This window comes from Sulfitobacter noctilucae (genome assembly GCF_000622365.1).
GTDB lineage: Bacteria > Pseudomonadota > Alphaproteobacteria > Rhodobacterales > Rhodobacteraceae > Sulfitobacter > Sulfitobacter noctilucae.
Map to the genome: position 1 here is coordinate 25,708 of NZ_JASC01000013.1, position 19,091 is coordinate 44,798.

At 58.6% G+C, this 19,091-nt stretch carries 28 protein-coding genes; 11 read left to right on the forward strand and 17 right to left on the reverse strand.

Annotated elements, in window-relative coordinates; all coding sequences use genetic code 11:
- The first annotated feature begins 3 nt into the window (after positions 1 to 3).
- Positions 4 to 522, forward strand: coding sequence for a TetR/AcrR family transcriptional regulator (locus tag Z945_RS0106755; protein WP_025051340.1), 519 nt, complete (start codon positions 4 to 6; stop codon positions 520 to 522).
- Positions 523 to 527: 5 nt separating this feature from the next.
- Complete coding sequence (locus tag Z945_RS0106760) at positions 528 to 920, forward strand: META domain-containing protein (protein WP_025051341.1); 393 nt, start codon at positions 528 to 530, stop codon at positions 918 to 920.
- Here Z945_RS0106760 and recO read toward each other — a convergent pair.
- From recO to folK, 12 genes are all read right to left on the reverse strand, one after another.
- Complete coding sequence (gene recO, locus Z945_RS0106765) at positions 904 to 1,629, reverse strand: DNA repair protein RecO (RefSeq protein ID WP_025051342.1); 726 nt, start codon at positions 1,627 to 1,629, stop codon at positions 904 to 906. The genes Z945_RS0106760 and recO overlap by 17 nt on opposite strands.
- On the reverse strand, positions 1,629 to 1,958 hold the full coding sequence (locus tag Z945_RS0106770; RefSeq protein WP_025051343.1) for a DUF1491 family protein: 330 nt from the start codon (positions 1,956 to 1,958) through the stop codon (positions 1,629 to 1,631). The genes recO and Z945_RS0106770 overlap by 1 nt, the downstream gene beginning before the upstream one ends.
- Positions 1,959 to 2,025: 67 nt before the next feature.
- Positions 2,026 to 2,952 carry a GTPase Era gene (gene era, locus Z945_RS0106775; protein ID WP_025051344.1) on the reverse strand — a complete coding sequence of 309 codons (927 nt, stop codon included), beginning with the start codon at positions 2,950 to 2,952 and terminating at the stop codon, positions 2,026 to 2,028.
- Positions 2,949 to 3,635, reverse strand: coding sequence for a ribonuclease III (gene rnc / locus Z945_RS0106780; protein ID WP_025051345.1), 687 nt, complete (start codon positions 3,633 to 3,635; stop codon positions 2,949 to 2,951). The genes era and rnc overlap by 4 nt, the downstream gene beginning before the upstream one ends.
- Positions 3,632 to 4,468 carry a signal peptidase I gene (lepB, locus tag Z945_RS0106785; protein WP_025051346.1) on the reverse strand — a complete coding sequence of 279 codons (837 nt, stop codon included), beginning with the start codon at positions 4,466 to 4,468 and terminating at the stop codon, positions 3,632 to 3,634. The genes rnc and lepB overlap by 4 nt, the downstream gene beginning before the upstream one ends.
- Positions 4,469 to 4,575: 107 nt before the next feature.
- On the reverse strand, positions 4,576 to 4,986 hold the full coding sequence (gene acpS / locus Z945_RS0106790) for a holo-ACP synthase (RefSeq protein WP_025051347.1): 411 nt from the start codon (positions 4,984 to 4,986) through the stop codon (positions 4,576 to 4,578).
- Positions 4,986 to 5,477 (reverse strand): nucleoside deaminase, encoded by a 492-nt coding sequence (locus Z945_RS0106795; protein WP_025051348.1) that lies wholly within the window; start codon positions 5,475 to 5,477, stop codon positions 4,986 to 4,988. The genes acpS and Z945_RS0106795 overlap by 1 nt, the downstream gene beginning before the upstream one ends.
- Positions 5,474 to 6,223, reverse strand: coding sequence for a pyridoxine 5'-phosphate synthase (locus tag Z945_RS0106800; RefSeq protein WP_025051349.1), 750 nt, complete (start codon positions 6,221 to 6,223; stop codon positions 5,474 to 5,476). Before Z945_RS0106800 ends, Z945_RS0106795 begins: the two co-directional genes overlap by 4 nt.
- Positions 6,224 to 6,235: 12 nt before the next feature.
- On the reverse strand, positions 6,236 to 6,901 hold the full coding sequence (locus tag Z945_RS0106805) for a DUF2062 domain-containing protein (RefSeq protein WP_025051350.1): 666 nt from the start codon (positions 6,899 to 6,901) through the stop codon (positions 6,236 to 6,238).
- 56 nt (positions 6,902 to 6,957) lie between these two features.
- Positions 6,958 to 9,099 (reverse strand): RelA/SpoT family protein, encoded by a 2,142-nt coding sequence (locus Z945_RS0106810; protein WP_025051351.1) that lies wholly within the window; start codon positions 9,097 to 9,099, stop codon positions 6,958 to 6,960.
- Positions 9,100 to 9,129: 30 nt separating this feature from the next.
- On the reverse strand, positions 9,130 to 9,483 hold the full coding sequence (gene rpoZ / locus Z945_RS0106815; protein ID WP_025051352.1) for a DNA-directed RNA polymerase subunit omega: 354 nt from the start codon (positions 9,481 to 9,483) through the stop codon (positions 9,130 to 9,132).
- Between the two features lie 72 nt (positions 9,484 to 9,555).
- On the reverse strand, positions 9,556 to 10,128 hold the full coding sequence (gene folK, locus Z945_RS0106820; RefSeq protein ID WP_025051353.1) for a 2-amino-4-hydroxy-6-hydroxymethyldihydropteridine diphosphokinase: 573 nt from the start codon (positions 10,126 to 10,128) through the stop codon (positions 9,556 to 9,558).
- A 165-nt stretch (positions 10,129 to 10,293) separates the two neighbouring features.
- Here folK and Z945_RS0106825 point away from each other — a divergent pair, with 165 nt between their 5' ends.
- The 8 genes from Z945_RS0106825 to Z945_RS0106860 are packed head-to-tail and all read left to right on the forward strand — an operon-like array spanning position 10,294 to position 15,096.
- A complete protein-coding gene (locus Z945_RS0106825) occupies positions 10,294 to 10,848 on the forward strand; it encodes a LabA-like NYN domain-containing protein (RefSeq protein WP_025051354.1) in 555 nt (184 codons plus the stop codon).
- Positions 10,849 to 10,896: 48 nt separating this feature from the next.
- Complete coding sequence (gene ispH, locus Z945_RS0106830; RefSeq protein WP_025051355.1) at positions 10,897 to 11,847, forward strand: 4-hydroxy-3-methylbut-2-enyl diphosphate reductase; 951 nt, start codon at positions 10,897 to 10,899, stop codon at positions 11,845 to 11,847.
- A complete protein-coding gene (locus Z945_RS20045) occupies positions 11,834 to 12,367 on the forward strand; it encodes a putative glycolipid-binding domain-containing protein (protein ID WP_025051356.1) in 534 nt (177 codons plus the stop codon). The genes ispH and Z945_RS20045 overlap by 14 nt, the downstream gene beginning before the upstream one ends.
- The gene (locus tag Z945_RS0106840; protein ID WP_025051357.1) at positions 12,367 to 12,981 is read left to right on the forward strand and encodes a LysE family translocator; all 615 of its coding nucleotides are present in this window, start codon (positions 12,367 to 12,369) and stop codon (positions 12,979 to 12,981) included. Before Z945_RS20045 ends, Z945_RS0106840 begins: the two co-directional genes overlap by 1 nt.
- Positions 12,982 to 12,985: 4 nt before the next feature.
- Positions 12,986 to 13,441 (forward strand): DUF3429 domain-containing protein, encoded by a 456-nt coding sequence (locus Z945_RS0106845; protein WP_037970758.1) that lies wholly within the window; start codon positions 12,986 to 12,988, stop codon positions 13,439 to 13,441.
- The gene (locus Z945_RS0106850; RefSeq protein WP_025051359.1) at positions 13,438 to 14,031 is read left to right on the forward strand and encodes a class I SAM-dependent methyltransferase; all 594 of its coding nucleotides are present in this window, start codon (positions 13,438 to 13,440) and stop codon (positions 14,029 to 14,031) included. Before Z945_RS0106845 ends, Z945_RS0106850 begins: the two co-directional genes overlap by 4 nt.
- A complete protein-coding gene (gene rnhA, locus Z945_RS0106855) occupies positions 14,024 to 14,476 on the forward strand; it encodes a ribonuclease HI (RefSeq protein WP_025051360.1) in 453 nt (150 codons plus the stop codon). Before Z945_RS0106850 ends, rnhA begins: the two co-directional genes overlap by 8 nt.
- A complete protein-coding gene (locus Z945_RS0106860; protein ID WP_025051361.1) occupies positions 14,473 to 15,096 on the forward strand; it encodes a trimeric intracellular cation channel family protein in 624 nt (207 codons plus the stop codon). The genes rnhA and Z945_RS0106860 overlap by 4 nt, the downstream gene beginning before the upstream one ends.
- A 45-nt stretch (positions 15,097 to 15,141) precedes the next feature.
- On the opposite strand, the gene Z945_RS0106865 is transcribed toward Z945_RS0106860, so the two are convergent.
- From Z945_RS0106865 to def (Z945_RS0106885), 5 genes are read right to left on the reverse strand one after another with little or no spacing between them, the layout of a single operon-like run.
- Positions 15,142 to 15,378: a hypothetical protein gene (locus tag Z945_RS0106865; RefSeq protein WP_025051362.1), complete on the reverse strand. Its 237-nt coding sequence runs from the start codon at positions 15,376 to 15,378 to the stop codon at positions 15,142 to 15,144.
- Between the two features lie 4 nt (positions 15,379 to 15,382).
- Positions 15,383 to 16,297, reverse strand: a complete 915-nt coding sequence (gene fmt, locus Z945_RS0106870) for a methionyl-tRNA formyltransferase (RefSeq protein ID WP_025051363.1) — start codon at positions 16,295 to 16,297, stop codon at positions 15,383 to 15,385.
- 10 nt (positions 16,298 to 16,307) lie between these two features.
- Positions 16,308 to 16,805, reverse strand: coding sequence for a peptide deformylase (gene def, locus Z945_RS0106875; RefSeq protein ID WP_025051364.1), 498 nt, complete (start codon positions 16,803 to 16,805; stop codon positions 16,308 to 16,310).
- Positions 16,802 to 17,299 carry a peptide deformylase gene (gene def, locus Z945_RS0106880; protein ID WP_025051365.1) on the reverse strand — a complete coding sequence of 166 codons (498 nt, stop codon included), beginning with the start codon at positions 17,297 to 17,299 and terminating at the stop codon, positions 16,802 to 16,804. Before def (Z945_RS0106880) ends, def (Z945_RS0106875) begins: the two co-directional genes overlap by 4 nt.
- Entirely contained in the window at positions 17,296 to 17,814 is a 519-nt protein-coding gene (gene def / locus Z945_RS0106885; RefSeq protein WP_025051366.1) for a peptide deformylase, read from the reverse strand. Before def (Z945_RS0106885) ends, def (Z945_RS0106880) begins: the two co-directional genes overlap by 4 nt.
- Positions 17,815 to 17,909: 95 nt before the next feature.
- On the opposite strand from def (Z945_RS0106885), the gene Z945_RS0106890 reads away from it, so the two are divergent.
- Positions 17,910 to 19,079 carry a MalY/PatB family protein gene (locus tag Z945_RS0106890; RefSeq protein ID WP_025051367.1) on the forward strand — a complete coding sequence of 390 codons (1,170 nt, stop codon included), beginning with the start codon at positions 17,910 to 17,912 and terminating at the stop codon, positions 19,077 to 19,079.
- Positions 19,080 to 19,091: the final 12 nt, after the last annotated feature.

A 19,091-nucleotide genomic window follows, 5' to 3' on the forward strand; every position in this document is an offset into this window, starting at 1 on the left:
CCTATGTCCCGTACCCGTCTCTCCCGCGAAAAATGGATCACCGCCGGTCGTGCCGCTTTGGCTGATCACGGTCCGACAGCCCTTGCTGCCGAACCGCTTTCCCGCGCGCTGAAGACGACCAAAGGGTCATTCTACTGGCATTTCAAAGACGTACCCGCCTTTCAGCAAGCGGTAATCGCCCAGTGGCAGGCAGATGCATTGCAACATGTGGTGGAACAGCTGGGTCGAGATGACAGCGCAGACCAGCGGTTGCGCCAATTCGGCAATATGATTCTAGCAGACCGTGCCGAACCGCAGTTGCGCATCTGGGCGCAGCATGATGGTGATGTCCGCGCTGTTCTGGCTGAAGTAGACGAGGAACGGTTGAACTATATCACCCGCCTTCTGGCCCAACTTGGCCTGCGCAATCGCGACTTTGCCCGCGCCCTTCAAGCATCCCTTATCGGGCTGCCTTTGCTGGCTTCGCCGTCCGACAAAGCCCCCTTTGATACACTTGTTGATACGATACTTGCGCTGGAATAACGCGAATGATTTGGCACCTCCTCCTTTCCACCCTGATGATTGCGCATACATTGCAACCCGACGAAACCGTCTGGCGATATGGAGGAGCGGACCGCGAATGGCACCTGGTCTCGCTCCATGGTGATCCGTTTGATGCAAAGGCGACCCTTACTTTTCCCGCCCGGCATGAGGTAGCAGGACGAGGGCCTTGCAACAGCTTTCGCAGCACCAACCGCACCCCGTATCCGTGGATCAAACTTGGCCCGATCATGGCAACCCGCCGCGCCTGTCCGGAGTTGCAAGCCGAGACCGCGTATTTTAAAGCGCTCAGCCTAGCATCAGTCGTCGTGATCGACGGCGACACGCTCACGCTGTCGGACGAAGAAAAATCGTTGATGATTTTCAAAGCCCGCGGCTGAACGCCTCGACAAATCGGGCGCGTGCTTCCGGCAAGGGCTTGTCACCAAGATCCTTCGCCAGATGCGCCGTCAGAAAGTATCCCGTCGTGACAAAACCTTGCGCAATTTCCGCATCCGGTGCAGCGCCAACGCCGCGAAGCACCTCTGGCAGGGGCAAGAGCTTTTCGGCCCATTCGCCGGCCCCTGCGGCCGATACTGCCCGTCCAGATTTGGGCGACACATAAACCAGGCCATCCACCGCCCCTGTTACCGCGCATTCCGTCAGATCAAGGCCGTAGCCCATCTCCTCCAACAGCGCCAATTCCCACTTCAGATAGGCCAGGGGCCACAAATCGCCCTGCCCCAGCAGATCCAGCAAAGCTTCGGTCCGGGCGTAAAGCGGGGGATGCGCCTCGCGCTCGGGCAGACAAAACGCCAAAAGCCCGGTCACCGCGTTCAGCCCCGCCAAAGCCAATCGGTCACTCATCGCAATGGCTGCACGGCTGCGTACCGGCTCCACGGTGAAACTGCCGATATGTTCTTCCAGCCGCCCACGCCAGGAAACATCGAGTTGTGCACCAGGCTGTAGGATGGGAGCGATCTTGCGACTCGTGCCCCCGCGCACAACGCCCGCATGCCGCCCGTGTGACGGCGTAAACACTTCAATAATCGCGGATGTCTCTGCATGGCGGCGCGCACTCAACAGTATCCCCTGATCGCGCCACTCCATCAGGCCAGACCCTCTTGATCCAGAAGATGCCGCCCCTGTCTATCTTCCACTTCGATCACCCAAAGATCGGGATCAAAACTGCGCTGCCGGGTCACCGCCTCGTCCACATCACGTTCTGCCCCGCTGGTCAGTTCGACCCAAGCCCGCTCTCCGCTCATCAGATCGAATGACCGCTGAAACACCACCGCCTGACCATCCAGTGTGGCAAGCTTGACCAGAACCGCGCCGCCGGTGTCATCGCCATGCGTTACAACAAAGGCCGGAATGTCGAACACAGCCAAGCGCGCCAGATAGGCATCGACCCAGAACCGTGCTGTCAGTCTTGGCACCGGCCCTCTCCTTCACCCTTTTTCAAATACCCGACACTGCATTTGCCACCGGCACGGCGGCCTGAGTTCAGCTGTTGCCGTCTTTGAAATCCAGCCCCATTTCGGAATAGCGTTCCGCCTCGTCCAGCCAGTTGGAGCGGACCTTTACCTGCAAAAACAGATGAATGCGGCGGCCAAGAAACTCTTCCAATTCCTCGCGCGCGGCCTTGCTGACAGCTTTGATCGTCTCGCCCTTGTTGCCCAGCACGATGCCCTTGTGACCGTCGCGCACAACATAGATCAGTTGGTCGATCCGCGCCGATCCGTCGGGCCGTTCCTCCCAGTTCTCCGTCTCTACCGTCAATTGATAGGGCAATTCCTGATGCAGGCGCAGGGTCAGTTTCTCGCGCGTCATCTCGGCGGCGATCATGCGCATCGGCAGATCGGCAATTTGGTCTTCGGGGTACAGCCACGGCCCCTCGGGCAATTCTCCGGCCAGCCATTGGCGCAGCGCATCCACGCCGTGCCCGCGCTCCGCCGAAATCATAAATGTTTCGGCAAACTCAAAGCGCTCGTTCATCTTTTCGGTCAGACCCAACAGAACCGGCGCTTCGACCCGGTCGATCTTGTTGATGGCCAGAGCCACTTTACGGCCTTTGCCAATTTCTGACAAACCATCAAGGATGCGTTCCACCCCTTCGGTCATACCCCGGTTCGCTTCGATCAAAAGCACCACCACATCGGCATCCGCCGCCCCGCCCCAAGCGGCGGCGACCATCGCACGGTCCAGTCGGCGACGCGGCTGGAACAAGCCTGGCGTATCGACGAACACAATCTGCGCCTGCCCTTCCATCGCGACACCGCGAATACGCGCACGCGTGGTTTGCACCTTGTGCGTCACGATCGAGACCTTGGCACCCACCATGCGGTTCAGCAGGGTTGATTTACCCGCGTTCGGCTCTCCGATCAGGGCAACAAATCCGGCCCTCTGCGCTGTCGAGGGGGATTGTGTCATGTCTCGTTCTCCAGTTGCGTCAAAAGCGTCGTTGCCGCGGCTTGTTCCGCTGCGCGTTTCGATGAAGCCGTTGCATAAGCCTCATATCCGTTTTCCAACCTGGCCGCGATGGTAAAGACCGGCGCGTGGTCCGGCCCGCTGCGGTCTGTCTGGACATAGCGCGGGGGTTGCAGTTTGCGCGCCTGCGCCCATTCCTGCAAAGCCGTCTTGGCATCGCGGGCATCTTCTTCGACAGATTGAACCCGGTCGCCCCAAAGCCGCAAAATCAGGTCTTTCGCCGCATCAAAACCACCGTCTTGGTAGACCGCAGCAATCACCGCTTCAATCGCATCGCCCAGCAGCGCCTGTTTGCGTCGCCCGCCCGAAATCATCTCGGACCGGCCCAGTTTCAGCACTTTTCCCAGATCGATTTCCCGCGCCACATCGGCGCAGGTTTCCTTGCGGACCAGCGCATTGAAGCGCGGTGCCAGTTGCCCCTCGGCCGCAGTTGGATCAAGCTCCAACAGAGCCTCGGCCATCACAAGACCCAGCACACGGTCGCCGAGAAACTCCAACCTTTGGTTATCATCCCGATTGGCCGAAGACATAGAGGCATGGGTAACCGCGCGCACCAAGAGACCGGGATCGGAAAATACATGTCCGATGCGCCCCTGGAAGGCTTTGAGATCGCCGCTCAGCTTCATTCAACCCCTTTAAAGAAACGGTCGCCGCGCCATGTCCAGAAATACAACATCGAAGACCCGGCCGAACTGAACATGATCCGGTCCGCGCGCCCGATGAGGTTCTCGTAAGGGACGAACCCTACACCGCCCACTTGCTGCGGCAGACGGCTGTCTGCCGAGTTGTCGCGGTTGTCACCCATAAAGAAGTAATGCCCCTCGGGCACTGAATAGATGCCTGTGTTGTCGGACTGCTGGTTCGCGATATTGAGAATGCTGTAAGACACCCCATTCGGCAGGGTCTCGGTCTGGCGGGATTTTGTGCAAACACCACCTTCGCCGACCGGTCCATTCTCGCAGCGCGGGCGCAGCCGTTGTGGCCCCTGTGCGGCCATGACTTCTTCGAAGACACCGGCGTCTTCCAATTCGACCGGCGTGTCGTTGATATGCAGAACACCGGCTTTCATCTGGATCGTATCACCGGGCAACCCCGTCAGACGTTTGATGTAATCGCGGCCCGACACCGGATGGCGAAAGACCACCACGTCGCCGCGCTCAGGCTCGCCCCCCCAAAGACGGGTGTTGTCGCCATCAAAGGCTCCACAAACATCCAGTGCGTCTACTTCAATGCCAAAGCGGGGCAACATCAAAGACGGACAGGAGGCATAGGAATAGCCATAGGCCATCTTGTTCACGAACAGGAAATCACCAATCAGCAATGTCTCTTTCATAGAGCCGGAGGGGATCCAGAACGGCTGAAAGAACAGCGTACGAAACACGCCTGCGATCACCAGCGCATAGACGATTGTCTTGACCGTTTCGACAAAGGCATTGCCGGATTTTTCCTTGTCGGCCATGCCGTATCCTTTTCGATCAGATTTGAGGTTACATGCGGGTGGGCGGCGCTGCTGTCAAGATGGGCTGGCTGTCCCGATGCTTTGCAGTCGTTCCGGCACCGAGCGTGTCAGCCGGTTTGCGCTATAGGCCGCGCTTCGATGAGGACAAAAGCCTGCGCCCAAGGGTGATCATCGGTCAAGGTAACGTGGATAATCGCCTCATGGCCTGCCGGTGTCATCCCGGCCAGACGCTCGGCTGCCCAGCCAGTGACATGCATGATCGGTTGACCGGTGTGCATATTGCTGACGGCCATATCGCGCCAGGCGATCCCCATGCGAAGCCCTGTACCCAAAGCCTTGGAACAAGCCTCCTTCGCAGCCCAGCGTTTGGCATAGGTCCCTGCGACATCCTTGCGCCGCTCGGCCTTGCGCTGCTCTGTTTCCGTGAACACGCGATTGCGAAACCGATCCCCAAAGCGGTCTAGCGTGCCCTGGATACGCTCGATGTTGGCCAAATCAGTTCCGATCCCGAGGATCATCAGTCGGCACTCCAGCGGGTCGCGGTTTCGCGGTAGATGTGATTGACCATTTCGGCGTGGACCCCACCCGCGTAGTCAAACCCACCGCCGCAAGCCGCGTGATACTGCGGCAAAACCAGACTGGGAAACTGGAACATCGCGGCGTCGATGTTTTCTTGTTGCGCGGCAAAGATCACACGGTCGATCCCGGCCCAACGCATTGCAGCCAAACACATCTCGCAGGGTTGGCAAGACGAGATTAGCGTACACCCATGCAGGTGCCGACTGTCCAGCGCTCCAGTTGCCTTGCCGATCGTCACAACCTCCGCATGGTGCGTCGGATTATTGTCTTGTCGCGATGTATTGCGGCCGCGCACCAATTCGCGGCCCTCATGAATGATCGCTGCGGTAAAGGCAGGCCCATCTTCGTTCGCATCAATCTGAAGCGCCCAGTCGTTGATACTGGCCATGATCTCGCGCTCTAACGCTGTGGGCTCAACCGTCCCGTTCATGCACGCGCCTCGTCCATCAAACGCCGCATCTCTTTGATCGCGGGTGCAAGGCCGAGGAATATCGCCTCACCAATCAGAAAGTGCCCGATGTTCAGCTCTCGCACCTCGGGAAAGGCCGCAACGGGAGAAACTGTATCATAGGTCAGTCCGTGCCCCACATGCACTTCAAGACCCAGGTCATGGGCAAACCCCGACATCTCACGCATCTTTTGCAGCTCGGCGTCCGCCTCATCATAACGGCCTTCGCTGTAGGCATCGCAATAGGCACCGCTATGCAGCTCGATCACCTGCGCACCGATGCGGTTTGCCGCTTCAATCTGACGCTTGTCAGCGGCGATAAAGATTGACACACGGCTACCCGCCTCGCGCAGAGGCGCAATGAAATGCGCCAAACGGTTTTCTTCGCGCGCAACTTCCAGACCGCCTTCGGTGGTACGCTCCTCGCGCTTTTCTGGCACGATGCACACCGCATGTGGTCTGTGACGCAGCGCAATCTTCTGCATTTCATCGGTTGCTGCCATCTCGAAGTTCAGCGGAACGGTCAGAACCTCCATCAACCCTTCGATATCAGCGTCGGAAATGTGGCGACGGTCTTCGCGCAGGTGCGCGGTAATGCCGTCGGCACCCGCCTCTTCTGCAATTCGTGCGGCGCGCAGCGGATCAGGATAGGCACCACCGCGTGCATTGCGTACGGTCGCCACATGGTCGATGTTCACGCCCAATCTGAGGGTGTCACTGCCTGACATGTCGCATCCTTCCTATTTGACTTCGTTCACTTTGCGCTTTGCATCCGCCTTTGCAGCACTTTTGGCTTTGATCGCCTCAAACTTGGCCTTGATCAAACCCCGACGACGTTTTTGATAGGCATGCAAAATCGGGACGGCAAGGTAGTAGGCGATCGTGCCGCAAATAACGCCCGGAACGATGCTGCCTATGAGGTAGGGGTAAAACACATCGCGCGAGAAAATCGCGAGGCCAGACCAATCCATTGTCGCATCGGTGAAGGCGGCGACGAAATTGTGCCACAGATCACTGCCCGCATCGCCAAATTTGCGGCTCAATGCGCGCAGCTCGCCTTCCTCCAGGTCGGTACCAAGGATCCAATGGCCCGTCTTGAGAGAGGACAGCGCGATAAACACAAAGGTCAGCGGGTTGCCCACAAAGGTCGCCATCAGCGCCGCAATGATATTTCCCTTCATAAGACGCGCCAGAAGCACGGCAGCCACGAAATGCATCCCGAACAACGGGGTGAAGGTGATGAAAACACCTGCCCAGATGCCGCGTGCGATCCGTTCGGGACTGTCCGGCAGTCGGCGCATCCGGTGTTTGACATAGGTAAACGCACGTGACCAGCCACCGCGCGGCCAGAGGAACTCTGCCATCGCTCGCAATGTCGGCTTTGGGTCACGGCGTTTGAAGATCAAAGTGGCTGTCCTGCGTCAGTCTGTTGCAACGCCAGAAGGCGTAACGGCTGTAAAAGTCATCGAGGGGGCATATGCACGTCAATTTTGCGATACCTGCTTACCGCAGCAACGTCACCCTCAGCTTCAAGCGTCGACATCAGCGAATGCAGATGTGCAACGTCTCTTAGGTCCAGATAGATCAGGATCCTGTAAAAGTCAGGTTTGCGTTCCAAAAATTCCAGATCAGAGATATTTGCCGAGGCTTCACCGATCAAAGTGCAAATGCGCCCCAGCACCCCTGCACCGTTGCCGATTGTCAAATCCAGAACGGTGCCATTGACCGCCGGGTGGTTGCCTTCCTGCCACCGCAGGTCGGTCCAGCGATCAGGCTGGTCTTCATATTCGCTCAGTTTTTCGCAATCAATGGCGTGCACAGACATGCCTTTGCCGCGCGATGAGATGCCGACAATCCGCTCCCCCGGCAAAGGGGTGCAACAGGCCGCACGGGTAAAGGATTGCCCCGGTTCAAGCCCGACCACGGCGCGGTCGCCTGCAATCTGCTCTCCTGATTTGGGCGCGATGTCAGGATAGACGGACTGCACCACTTCGCGCCCCAACAGTTCAGAACTGCCCAACCGCGCCAGCAGGTCCTGTGGACCGTCAAGCCGCATGTTCTTGGCCGCAGTGCGCAAAACCTTATCGGTGGCCTTCTTGCCCACCTGTGCAAAGGCCGAGCGCGCAAGTTCCTGCCCCAGTTTCACAAATCGCTGCTTGTCCGCTTCGCGCAGGGATCGGCGGATCGCGGATTTTGCTTTGCCGGTCGTCGCGATATCAAGCCATGTGGTCTGGGGCATCTGGCCTTGGGCGCGGATAATCTCGATGGACTGGCCGTTCTTGACACGGGTCCAAAGTGGCACGCGCATGCCGTCGATCTTGGCCCCGACACAGTCATTGCCGATGCGCGTGTGGATGGCATAGGCAAAGTCAATCGGCGTGGCCCCTCGCGGCAGTTTGACCACCTCGCCCTTGGGCGTGAAGCAAAAGACCTGATCGGCATACATCTCAAGCTTGACCGCCTCAAGGAAATCCTCGTGATCCTCTTCGGCATTGAACTGCTCGGAAAGCTGCGAAATCCATTTGGCAGGGTCGACTGCGAAAGGGTTCTGGGATCGTTTGCCGTCGCGGTATGACCAATGCGCGGCCACACCTGTTTCGGCCACGTCATGCATCTGGCGCGTTCTGATCTGCACCTCGACACGCTTGCCATCGCGTCCGGAGACTGTGGTATGGATCGACCGGTACCCGTTCGATTTGGGCTGACTGATGTAATCCTTGAACCGCCCCGGCACAGCCCGCCAGCGGCCATGGATCACCCCCAGAATGCGGTAGCAATCCTCGTCGCTACCGGTGATGATGCGAAAACCGTAGATATCCGACAATCGAGAGAAGCTTTGCTCTTTCTCCTGCATCTTGCGCCAAATTGAATAAGGCTTCTTGGCGCGGCCAAAAACCTCTGCCTGAATGCCCGCCTTGTCCAACTCCAAGCGCATGTCACCGGTGATCCGCTGGATGACATCGCCGGTTTCGCGCTGCAGCGTGATAAAGCGGCGGATGATGCTGGCCCGGCCTTCGGGGTTCAGGACGCGAAACGACAGGTCTTCCAGCTCTTCGCGCATCCACTGCATACCCATGCGCCCGGCAAGTGGCGCATAGATGTCCATCGTTTCACGGGCCTTTTTCGCCTGCTTCTCGACGCGCATCGCCTTGATCGTGCGCATGTTGTGCAAACGATCCGCCAGCTTGACCAGAATAACACGCAGATCTTTGGACATGGCCATGAACAGCTTGCGAAAGTTCTCGGCCTGTTTGGTTTCGGTCGAGTTCAGCTGCAGGTTCGTCAGCTTGGTCACGCCATCGACCAGCTCTGCCACCTCCTTACTGAACAACCGTTCAATATCCGCATAAGAGGCACGGGTGTCTTCAACGGTGTCATGCAAAAGGGCGGTGATAATCGTGGCATCATCCAACTGCTGCTCAGTCAGAATGGCCGCGACCGCGACAGGATGCGTGAAATAGGGCTCACCCGAGTGGCGTTTCTGCCCCTCATGCATCTTGCGGCCATAGTCATAGGCCGCACGCAGTGCTCTGGTACTGGTTTTCGGGTTATAGGCCCGGACAAGTGCGATCAGATCATCGGCAGTCGTGTTGGCGCTGTCCATTTAACTGCCTCATGACCTCGAAAGGTCTGGTTAGCCCTGACCCTGTGCTGCCATCAACTGACGCAAGAGCATCTCTTCGGACATACTGTCTTCTTCAGGCTTGTCCTGTTCTGCACCCATAAGCAGTGCCATTGCATCCTCTTCGGGCTCATCCACCTCGATCTGGCTCTGGTTGCTTTCGATCAGACGCTCACGCAGATCATCCGCCGACTGGGTCTCCTCCGCAATCTCGCGCAGGGAAACGACAGGGTTCTTGTCATTGTCCCGGTCTACGGTCACCGCAGACCCGGCCGAGATTTCACGCGCCCGGTGGGCAGCCAGCATAACAAGCTCGAAACGGTTGGGAACTTTGTCCACACAATCTTCGACGGTAACGCGTGCCATGTTGCTGCTCCAATATCATGAATTTAGCCAGAAGACGCGTATGTATGGCCCTTTCATCAGATTTACAACCCGTTATTCAAGGGGTTTGACCGCTTCGACTTCTGCCGGATCGAGGGCGTCGCGCATCTGGGTCACGGTCTGCTGCAACACCGGATGCACCCAATCAGGTGCCACATCGGCCAGGGGCACCAGCACAAAGGCGCGCTCTTGCAGACGGGGATGGGGCAAGATCAGCGTATCCGGCACCTGCTGCATCTGCGCTTTCAACGCCAGATTACGCCATATTGCATGGGTTTTCGCATCCGGCAGCACCAGATCGCCTTGCGCTATCAGATCCAGATCAAGCGTCCGCTGCCCCCAGCGCACATCACGGGACCGGGCAAACATCGCCTCGATCCGGTGCAGTTCCGCGATCGTTTGCTCGGGCGACCATGTGACATCCATCAGTGCAGCGGCGTTCACATAATCAGGGCCGTTTCCCTTTGGGAATGCCGGTGTCTGGTAAAATGCGCTTGTCTTTCGAATCACCGCGCCTGCATCCCGCAATGCCTCCAGCGCAGCCCGCAGAGTCACGGGGGGCGGCCCCATCGGTGACGTCAGGTTAGCCCCGAGCGCCAAAAGTATGCTATGATTGCGTGTGAGCATTTATCCGCCAGTTTCCCCGTGTTCTTGCACTTGCAGCAGGTCTAAAAACCACTAGTTAGCCGAGCGTGCAGGTGATGGTCCCGGTTTTGAATAAAATCATTTGAAGACCAGCATACTAAGAATGTCGGTCGCGAGTATGACGCCAAGACGTCAAAAGGAATAGAAATGTTTTATAAAGACGAGCGCCTTGCGCTTTTTATTGATGGCGCAAATCTTTACGCGGCCGGAAAAACCCTTGGTTTTGACATCGATTACAAACTTCTGCGCCACGAATTCATGCGCCGCGGCAAGCTGCTGCGCGCGTTCTACTATACCGCCTTGCTGGAAAACGATGAGTATTCGCCGATCCGGCCGTTGGTCGATTGGCTGAACTACAACGGGTTCACCATGGTGACCAAGCCCGCCAAGGAATACACCGACAGCATGGGCCGCCGTAAGGTAAAGGGCAACATGGACATTGAGTTGGCCGTGAACGCAATGGAACTGGCCCCGCATGTCGACCATATCGTCATCTTTTCCGGCGATGGTGATTTCCGGCCTCTGGTCGAAAGCCTGCAGCGCCAGGGCGTACGCGTGTCTTGTGTATCCACCATTCGCAGTCAGCCACCGATGATCTCGGACGAGCTGCGCCGTCAGGTTGATAACTTCATCGAGTTAGAAGACCTGCGCGATGTCATTGGTCGCCCCCCGCGCGACAATGAGCCTGTGCGCAACGATTGATCCCTTCCGCCTGAGTGTTTAGGTCTAGGGCAACCCAAGGAGCGCCTGATGACCAAGCCCCCTCTCACCCTCTATCTTGCCGCACCGCGTGGCTTTTGTGCCGGTGTGGACCGCGCTATCAAGATCGTCGAGATGGCGTTGGAGAAGTGGGGTGCCCCTGTCTATGTGCGCCACGAGATCGTGCATAACAAATTCGTCGTTGATGGCCTGCGCGACAAGGGTGCGATCTTTGTCGAAGAGCTTGACCAATGCCCCGATGACCGCCCGGTGATCTTTTCTGCGCATGGCGTGCCGAAATCTGTGCCCAGCGCCGCGGCGGCTCGGCAGATGGTCTATGTCGATGCAACCTGTCCTTTGGTCAGCAAGGTTCATATCGAAGCACAACGGCACGCGGATGCCGGTCTTCAGATGATTATGATTGGCCACGACGGCCACCCCGAAACCGTTGGCACCATGGGCCAGTTGCCCGAAGGTGAAGTCCTGCTGGTGGAAACCCCCGAAGACGTGGGGCGGGTTGAGGTGCGCGATCCTGAAAGACTCGCCTATGTCACACAAACAACGCTGAGCGTTGACGACACTGCCGATATTGTCGCTGCCTTGCGGGCGCGGTTCCCGTCGATCGTTGGTCCGCACAAGGAAGACATCTGTTACGCCACCACCAATCGGCAGGAGGCGGTCAAGGCGATGGCCCCCAAATGCGACGCAATGCTGGTGGTTGGTGCGCCTAATTCGTCAAACTCAAAACGCCTTGTCGAAGTCGGTGCACGCGCTGGCTGCAAATACGCGCAACTTGTGCAGCGCGCCGCTGACATCGACTGGCGCAGCCTTGAGGGCATCACCAGCATCGGCATCACCGCCGGTGCCTCTGCCCCTGAGATCCTGATCAACGAAGTGATCGACGCCTTTGCCACGCGGTTCGATGTGACTGAGGAATTGGTGGAAACCGCCGTTGAGAATGTCGAGTTCAAAGTGCCACGGGTGCTGCGTGAACCGGCCTGAGGCATCGCAGCACTCCGTTATATGGGAGTGGCACGATGGCAGCTATGACCGAGCGCAAATCATCCGCGAAACCCAAGGCTGGCGCGTCGCCGGCCGACACGGCGACATCCGATATCTGATCAAACTGGACGCCGGTTTTCTTTGCCAGTCGCTGGAAGTCACCAGCGATGCGGCGGGCATCACCTTGAACCGGACCAGCGCCGGGTGGTTCGAGACGAACACAGGCCTTTTGCCCGGCAGCGCCAATGTCTTCGACCTTGATCTAAGCTGGACTGCTGTCACCAATACCTTTCCCATCAAACGTCTTGACGGCAATGCGACGGAGGCCGGCACATTTGACGTCGTTATGGTCACCGCGCCCGACCTCGAGATGAAGGTCATGCAACAGTCTTACACGAAGTGGCAGAACGGTTGGGTGTATGGGGAGGAGGAAAGCGGTTACACCGCCGATCTCACAGTAGACAAATTCGGACTGGTGACGGACTATCCGGGTCTGTGCAGCCGAAAGGATTTAAGCTGATGATCTCCCTGCAATTCCTGCTCACCGCCTTTGTTGTGGTCATTACCCCCGGCACGGGAGTGATTTATACGCTGGCGCTCGGTCTCGGTCAGGGGCGGCGGGCCGCTCTTTGGGCCGCATTGGGATGCACCTTCGGGATCCTCCCCCATCTGGCGGCCGCAACACTGGGGCTCGCTGCTGTTCTCCACACCTCGGCCTTGCTGTTCACCCTCGTGAAATGGGCGGGGGTCAGCTATCTGCTTTATCTTGCATGGCAAAGCCTGCAATCCGGCGGTGCACTTGCTGTCAGCGCTGAAAAGACACTCGAGTCCGGTTGGGTCATCGCGCGGCGCGGCGCGCTAATCAACATCCTGAACCCGAAACTGTCGATCTTCTTTCTCGCTCTCCTGCCCCCGTTTCTGAGCGGGACTGCGGCAACGGCAACCGCAGAGATGGCGCTGCTGGGCCTGATCTTTATGGTGATGACCTTTGCGGTCTTTGTCCTTTATGGCGTCTTTGCGGCCGGTGCCCGCCGCTGGTTACTAGGGTCCGAGCCGGTGATGCGGTGGCTGAACCGGTCTTTCGCAGCGATCTTTGCCGCCCTTGCGGGGCGCCTCGCGCTGGAACGGGCCTAATCGCATGCTGGGCCGCATTCCTCCCGCCGCTTTCGTGCTCGGACTTGCCGGGCTGACCCCTTTCCTCTGGGCCGCCCTTCTGGTGCTTGGCCTCTTTAATGTCCCCGATTGGCCAATACCCCAAGTGCTTTTGGGCGACGGCAAGCTGATCATGATCCGCTACGGCGGCATCATTTTACCGTTCATGGCCGGAGTACTCTGGGGCTTTGCGACCAACGCCCGCGGCTCGCAAGCCATCGCGGCTTATGCACTCTCAGTGCTGCCTGCACTTTGGTGGTTTTTCATGCCCGGCACGGGCGTTACATCGGCGCTGACGAATCTGACGACGGGCTTTATCGGGCTGCTATTGCTCGATTATGCCTTTGCCCGTTGGGATCTGGCCCCGAGTTGGTGGATGGCACTGCGGGTCCAATTGACCGCTGTCGTGGTGCTGTGCCTGCTCATCGGCGTCTTCCTGTGACCGATGCGGAAACCCTGCGCACCTATGCTGCCAAGGCCGCTGAATACGCCGATGTGACAGGGCCGGTCATTGCCAAGGATCCTGTCTTCGCCGCCTTTCTCGAAGAAGTGTCGCCCGGTGGGCACATTCTTGATTTAGGATGTGGTCCGGGCCTCTTTGCCGGTGCGATGGCGGCACGGGGATTCAAAGTCACTGCTACAGACGCCGTGCCAGAAATGGTTGAAATGGCCAACACTCACCACGGCGTCACGGCGCAGGTCACTGCGTTCGACGACATCAAAGGCATCGACATCTTTGATGGCATCTGGGCCAACTTCAGCCTGCTGCACGCGCCGCGCAATGCGATGCCGCGCCACCTGGCGGCCCTGCACCAAGCGCTTAAACCCGGCGGCACGTTTCACATCGCGTTAAAAACCGGAACGGGCGAAAAGCGCGACACCATAGGCCGCCTTTATACCTACTATACTGATGCGGAACTGACCGATCTTGTGGCGCAGGCAGGTTTCACCGTCACAGATCGCAACACCGGACGCGATAAAGGGCTGGACGGCACCTATGCCGATTGGATAGCCCTGCGCGCATATGGCTAGATTATACGCATACACAGACGGTGCCTGCTCGGGCAATCCCGGCCCCGGTGGCTGGGGTGCCTTGATGCAGGCGCGCGACGGCGACGCGATCGTCAAGGAACGCGAATTGAAAGGTGGCGAAGCGCAGACCACCAACAACCGCATGGAATTGTTGGCTGCAATCAACGCGCTTGAAGCGCTGGACCGCCCGACCGAAATCACGATCGTGACCGACAGCAATTACGTCAAGAACGGGATCACTGGCTGGATCTTTGGCTGGAAGAAAAACGGCTGGAAGAATGCAGCCAAAAAGCCCGTCAAGAATGTCGAGCTTTGGCAGCGGCTGGACGAGGCCAACGCCCGCCATCAGGTGACATGGGAATGGGTCAAGGGCCACGCAGGCCATCCTGAAAACGAACGCGCCGACGCTTTGGCACGGGCGGGCATGGCACCCTTCAAACCATGAACGTTGTGGCGTTTCTCGACTATGCCGCCGTGCTGGTCTTTGCCATCACCGGCGCGCTGGTCGCCAGCCGAGCCCAGCTCGATCTGGTAGGCTTTGCCTTTATCGCCTGCCTCACGGCTTTGGGCGGTGGCACAATCCGAGACCTGCTACTCGACCGCAATCCGATCTTCTGGATCGACAATCCCGCGTACCTCGGCGTCGCCGCCGGTGCTTCCCTCGTCATCTTCTTCACCGCGCATTTGTTTGAAAGCCGTATGCGGGCGCTGATCTGGCTGGATAGTTTTGCCCTCGCCGTTGCTGTTGCCGCAGGCGCGGGCGTGGCCATATCGCTTGAACAATCACCCACCATTGTAATCCTCATGGGTATGATCACCGGCTGCATGGGCGGGTTGATGCGTGATGTGGTCGTGGGCGATGTGCCGGTGGTCCTGAAACAAGGCGAGCTATACGTCACCGCCGCTTTCGCCGGAGCGGCAACCGCTGCCACCGCCAAACTCTACCTTATTGAAACACCTATTGCGCTGCTCGCCTGCGCCGCTGCGACATGGGTGCTCAGAGCGGGCTCGCTTGCCTTTGGCTGGAATCTGCCCGTCTACAAAAGCACGCCACCCAAGACTTGAGGCACGGCACACCAGGCTTCACCCTTTTAGAAATACCAAAGAGCGTCAGCGCCGCCAGTGAAACGGCACAATAATCAGCGCCCCTATGGAAGACACGATGGCATTCACGCCGGGGCTGGCAAACCCGAACCCGAACATTATCCGCACAAAGTAGAACAAGAACGCCCCACCGATGCAGATGATGATTGATTGCAGATATCCATTATGTGTCCAACCCGTCTTTTCGGAAACATATCCAACGATCCCCGCAATGACGACCGTGCCGAAAAGGACGAGAAACATCGCGCTATACTCCGCTCAGGATGGTGCCGGGGGCAATCTGCGCCCCGCTTTGAAACACATCCACATCCTGCGCTGCCTTGCCCGCCCGTTGCAAGCGCAGCAACTGTACCGCGCCAGTGCCGCAGGCCACGCGAAGACCGGAATCAAGCACTTTGCTCGGTTGTCCAGAACCTTCCGCAAGGGATGAGCGCAATACCTTGATACGCGTGCCATTTAGATCAAACCAGGCACCGGGAAACGGCGAAAGACCTCGGATCAAACGATCCACTTCTGCCGCGGGCCGCGTCCAATCGATACGCGCCTCGGCTTTATCGATCTTGCTGGCGTAGGTGACACCCTCCTCCGGCTGCGGCTCTGGCTGTAATCGGTCCAATGCAGCAAGCGCTTCGACAATTGCCTCTGACCCCAAAACGCTCAAACGGTCATGAAGCTCTGCCGTTGTCTCCTCAGCCCCAATGGCCAGCGATTTGCGCAACAACACATCGCCCGTGTCCAACCCTGCATCCATCTGCATGATGCAAACACCGGTTTCCGCATCCCCTGCCATGATCGCCCGGTGAATAGGAGCCGCCCCGCGCCAACGCGGCAAAAGGCTCGCGTGGATGTTCAGACAGCCCTTCTCGGGCGCGTCCAATATCGCCTGCGGCAGGATCAACCCATAAGCGACAACCACCGCAATATCCGCCTTCAGTGCTGCAAAATCGGCCTGCGCCTCCGCCGTCTTCAGCGAGACTGGGTGGCGCACATTCAGCCCCAACGCCTCGGCACGGGCCTGAACCGGCGACGGGCGATCCTTCTTGCCCCGGCCCGCCGGACGCGGGGGCTGGCAATAGACAGCAGCAATTTCGTGGCCTGCTGCGACCAAAGCCTCCAGGACCGGCACTGAAAAATCCGGCGTTCCCATAAAGACGATCCGCATGGTCTGGCCCCTATCCGTTCAGCTTCCGCGCCTTGCGCAACAGCATGTCGCGCTTGGTTTTGCTGAGATTGTCGAAATACATCTTCCCCGCCAGATGGTCGATCTGATGCTGCACGCTGGTGGCTTCCAGCCCGACAAACTCGCGCCGGGCGATCACACCTTTTTCGTCCAGATACCGGACAGATACTGCACGCGGCCGCGTGATTTTGGCCGAGACGCCCGGCAAACAGGGGCTGGCTTCCTCGTGCTCATTGGGTTTGGCCGAGGCTTCGATCACCTGCGGGTTGGCCATGAGGATCCGCCGCTTGCGATCTGTTGAGGCATCAACTACCGCCAGCCGCAGCATCACGCCGATCTGCGGTGCCGCAAGACCCACCCCCGGCATGGCATCCATAGTCTCGACCATATCCGCCCAGATACCACGCACCTTATCGGTGATCTGCGATACCTCTTCGGCAGGAGTGCGAAGCCGCTTGTCTGGCCATTGCAAGATGGGCCGAACCGTCATTGCGCCGCGTATTCCGTCATCAAGGCGGCCCGGTTTTCAGCATCTAAATGATCAAAGGTTACGACCCCATCCAGATGATCCAACTCATGCTGCACACAAGCCGCGGCAAAGCCGTCAAAGCTTTGCACATAGCGCCCACCGTTCAGCCCGGTCCAGACCATCTGCACCTGTGCAGGACGGCTGATGTCGGCGCTCACCCCCGGAATACTTAGGCAGCCCTCGCTGTTGGTCTGGCGCTCCTCGCTGACCTCCTGCAGCATCGGGTTAATGCAAACGATCGGGTCGGACTTGCCCTCTTTCCAGCCCGTGTCCATCACGAAAATGCGCTGCATCACACCAACTTGGGGGGCGGCCAGCCCGCGACCGGGGGCATCGTACATGGTTTCCAGCATATCCGTCGCCAATTTCTCGATCTCGGGGGTGATCTCGGCCACCGGCACGCAGGTTTCGGTCAGACGCGGATCAGGCCACAGGACAATCGGCAGCACGCTCATGCGCGGGCCAATTCGCGTTTCAGCTTGACCATTTTGCGCGTCATCATCTGACGCTTGAGCGGCTTGAGGTAATCAATGAACAGCTTGCCATCCAGATGGTCGATCTCGTGCTGCACGCAAGTCGCCCATAGCCCGTCAAATGTCTCGGATTGCGGATTGCCGTCGCGGTCAACCCACTCGACATCGACGACTTTAGGCCGCGTCACATCTGCATAAAGATCGGGAAGCGACAAACAGCCCTCTTCATAAGTGTTCAACTCATCCGACCCGGCCACAATCTGAGGGTTGAACATCACCAGGGGGCGCGGCTTGTCGCCCTCTTCCTTGACACAGTCCAGCACAATCAGCCGGTCCAGCACGCCTACCTGAGGCGCAGCCAGCCCGATCCCCGGTGCCTCGTACATGGTGCGCAGCATGTCGCCCGCCAACAGGCGCAGATCGTCGCTCAAGTCAGCGACGGGCTTTGCCACCTTTTTCAGGCGCGGGTCAGGGTGCAAAAGAATAGAGCGTTTCATACCGATGATTTAGGCGATGCCCCCCCGCTGTGCAAGGCAGGGCTTGCGGCCCGCGTCTCAACCGCTAGCTTGGCCCCGAAAACGAGGAGCACCCCATGAGTTTTGACGAAATCATCGACCGCCGCGATACACATTGTGCCAAGTGGGACAAGATGGAGGCGCTATACGGCGTACCGCGCGATACCGGCATTGCCATGTGGGTGGCAGATATGGATTTCCGCCCGCCGCAGGTGGTCCAGGATGCCCTGCGTGAACAGCTTGAGCACGGCATCTTCGGCTACTTCGGCGATGACAGCAAATATCTGGGCGCGATTCAGTGGTGGATGGAAAATCGCCACGGCTGGCAGGTCGATCCCTCCTGGATCTTTACCACCCACGGTCTGGTGAACGGCACCGCGATCTGTGTCGATGCCTTTACCGCGCCCGGCGACGGTGTGGTTCTATTTACGCCTGTGTATCACGCATTCGCCAAGGTGATTACCGCCGCCCAGCGCAAGGTTGTCGAATGTGTGATGGCGCAGGTCGACGGGCGCTACGAAATGGATTTCGACGCCTGGGACGCCCAGATGACCGGGTCAGAAAAGATGCTGGTCCTGTGTTCGCCGCACAACCCCGGGGGCCGCGTCTGGAGCCAGACAGAGCTGCAAGGCGTTGCCGATTTTGCCAAACGCCACGATCTTGTGCTGGTCTCGGACGAGATCCACCACGATCTGGTTATGCCCGGTCAGACCCATATCCCGATGGCCAAGATCGATGGCATCGCAGACCGCCTTGTGATGATGACGGCCACCACCAAGACCTTTAATATTGCGGGCAGCCATGTAGGCAATGTGATCATCGAAAACCCGCAGCTTCGCGAAAAATTCGCAGCTCGCATGGCCGCTTTAGGCCTGTCGCCGAATTCTTTCGGGTTGTTCATGGCTACGGCGGCCTATTCTCCCGAAGGTGCCGCTTGGGTGGATGATCTGGTCACCTATCTGGACGGCAATCGCAAACTTTTCGACGATGCGGTCAACGCCATACCCGGGCTGAAATCCATGAAGCTTGAGGCGACTTATCTGGCTTGGGTGGATTTCGAAGATACAGGCATGGAACGTGCGGACTTCACCAACCGCGTGCAACAGGATGCAGGCATCGCTGTGAACCACGGGCCTACGTTTGGAAAAGGCGGTGAAAGCTTCCTGCGCTTTAACATCGCTACACCCCGCGCGCGGGTAGAGGAAGCCTGCGCCCGACTGGCGGACGCTTTCAAAGATCTTCAATAGGCCGCTTAGCGC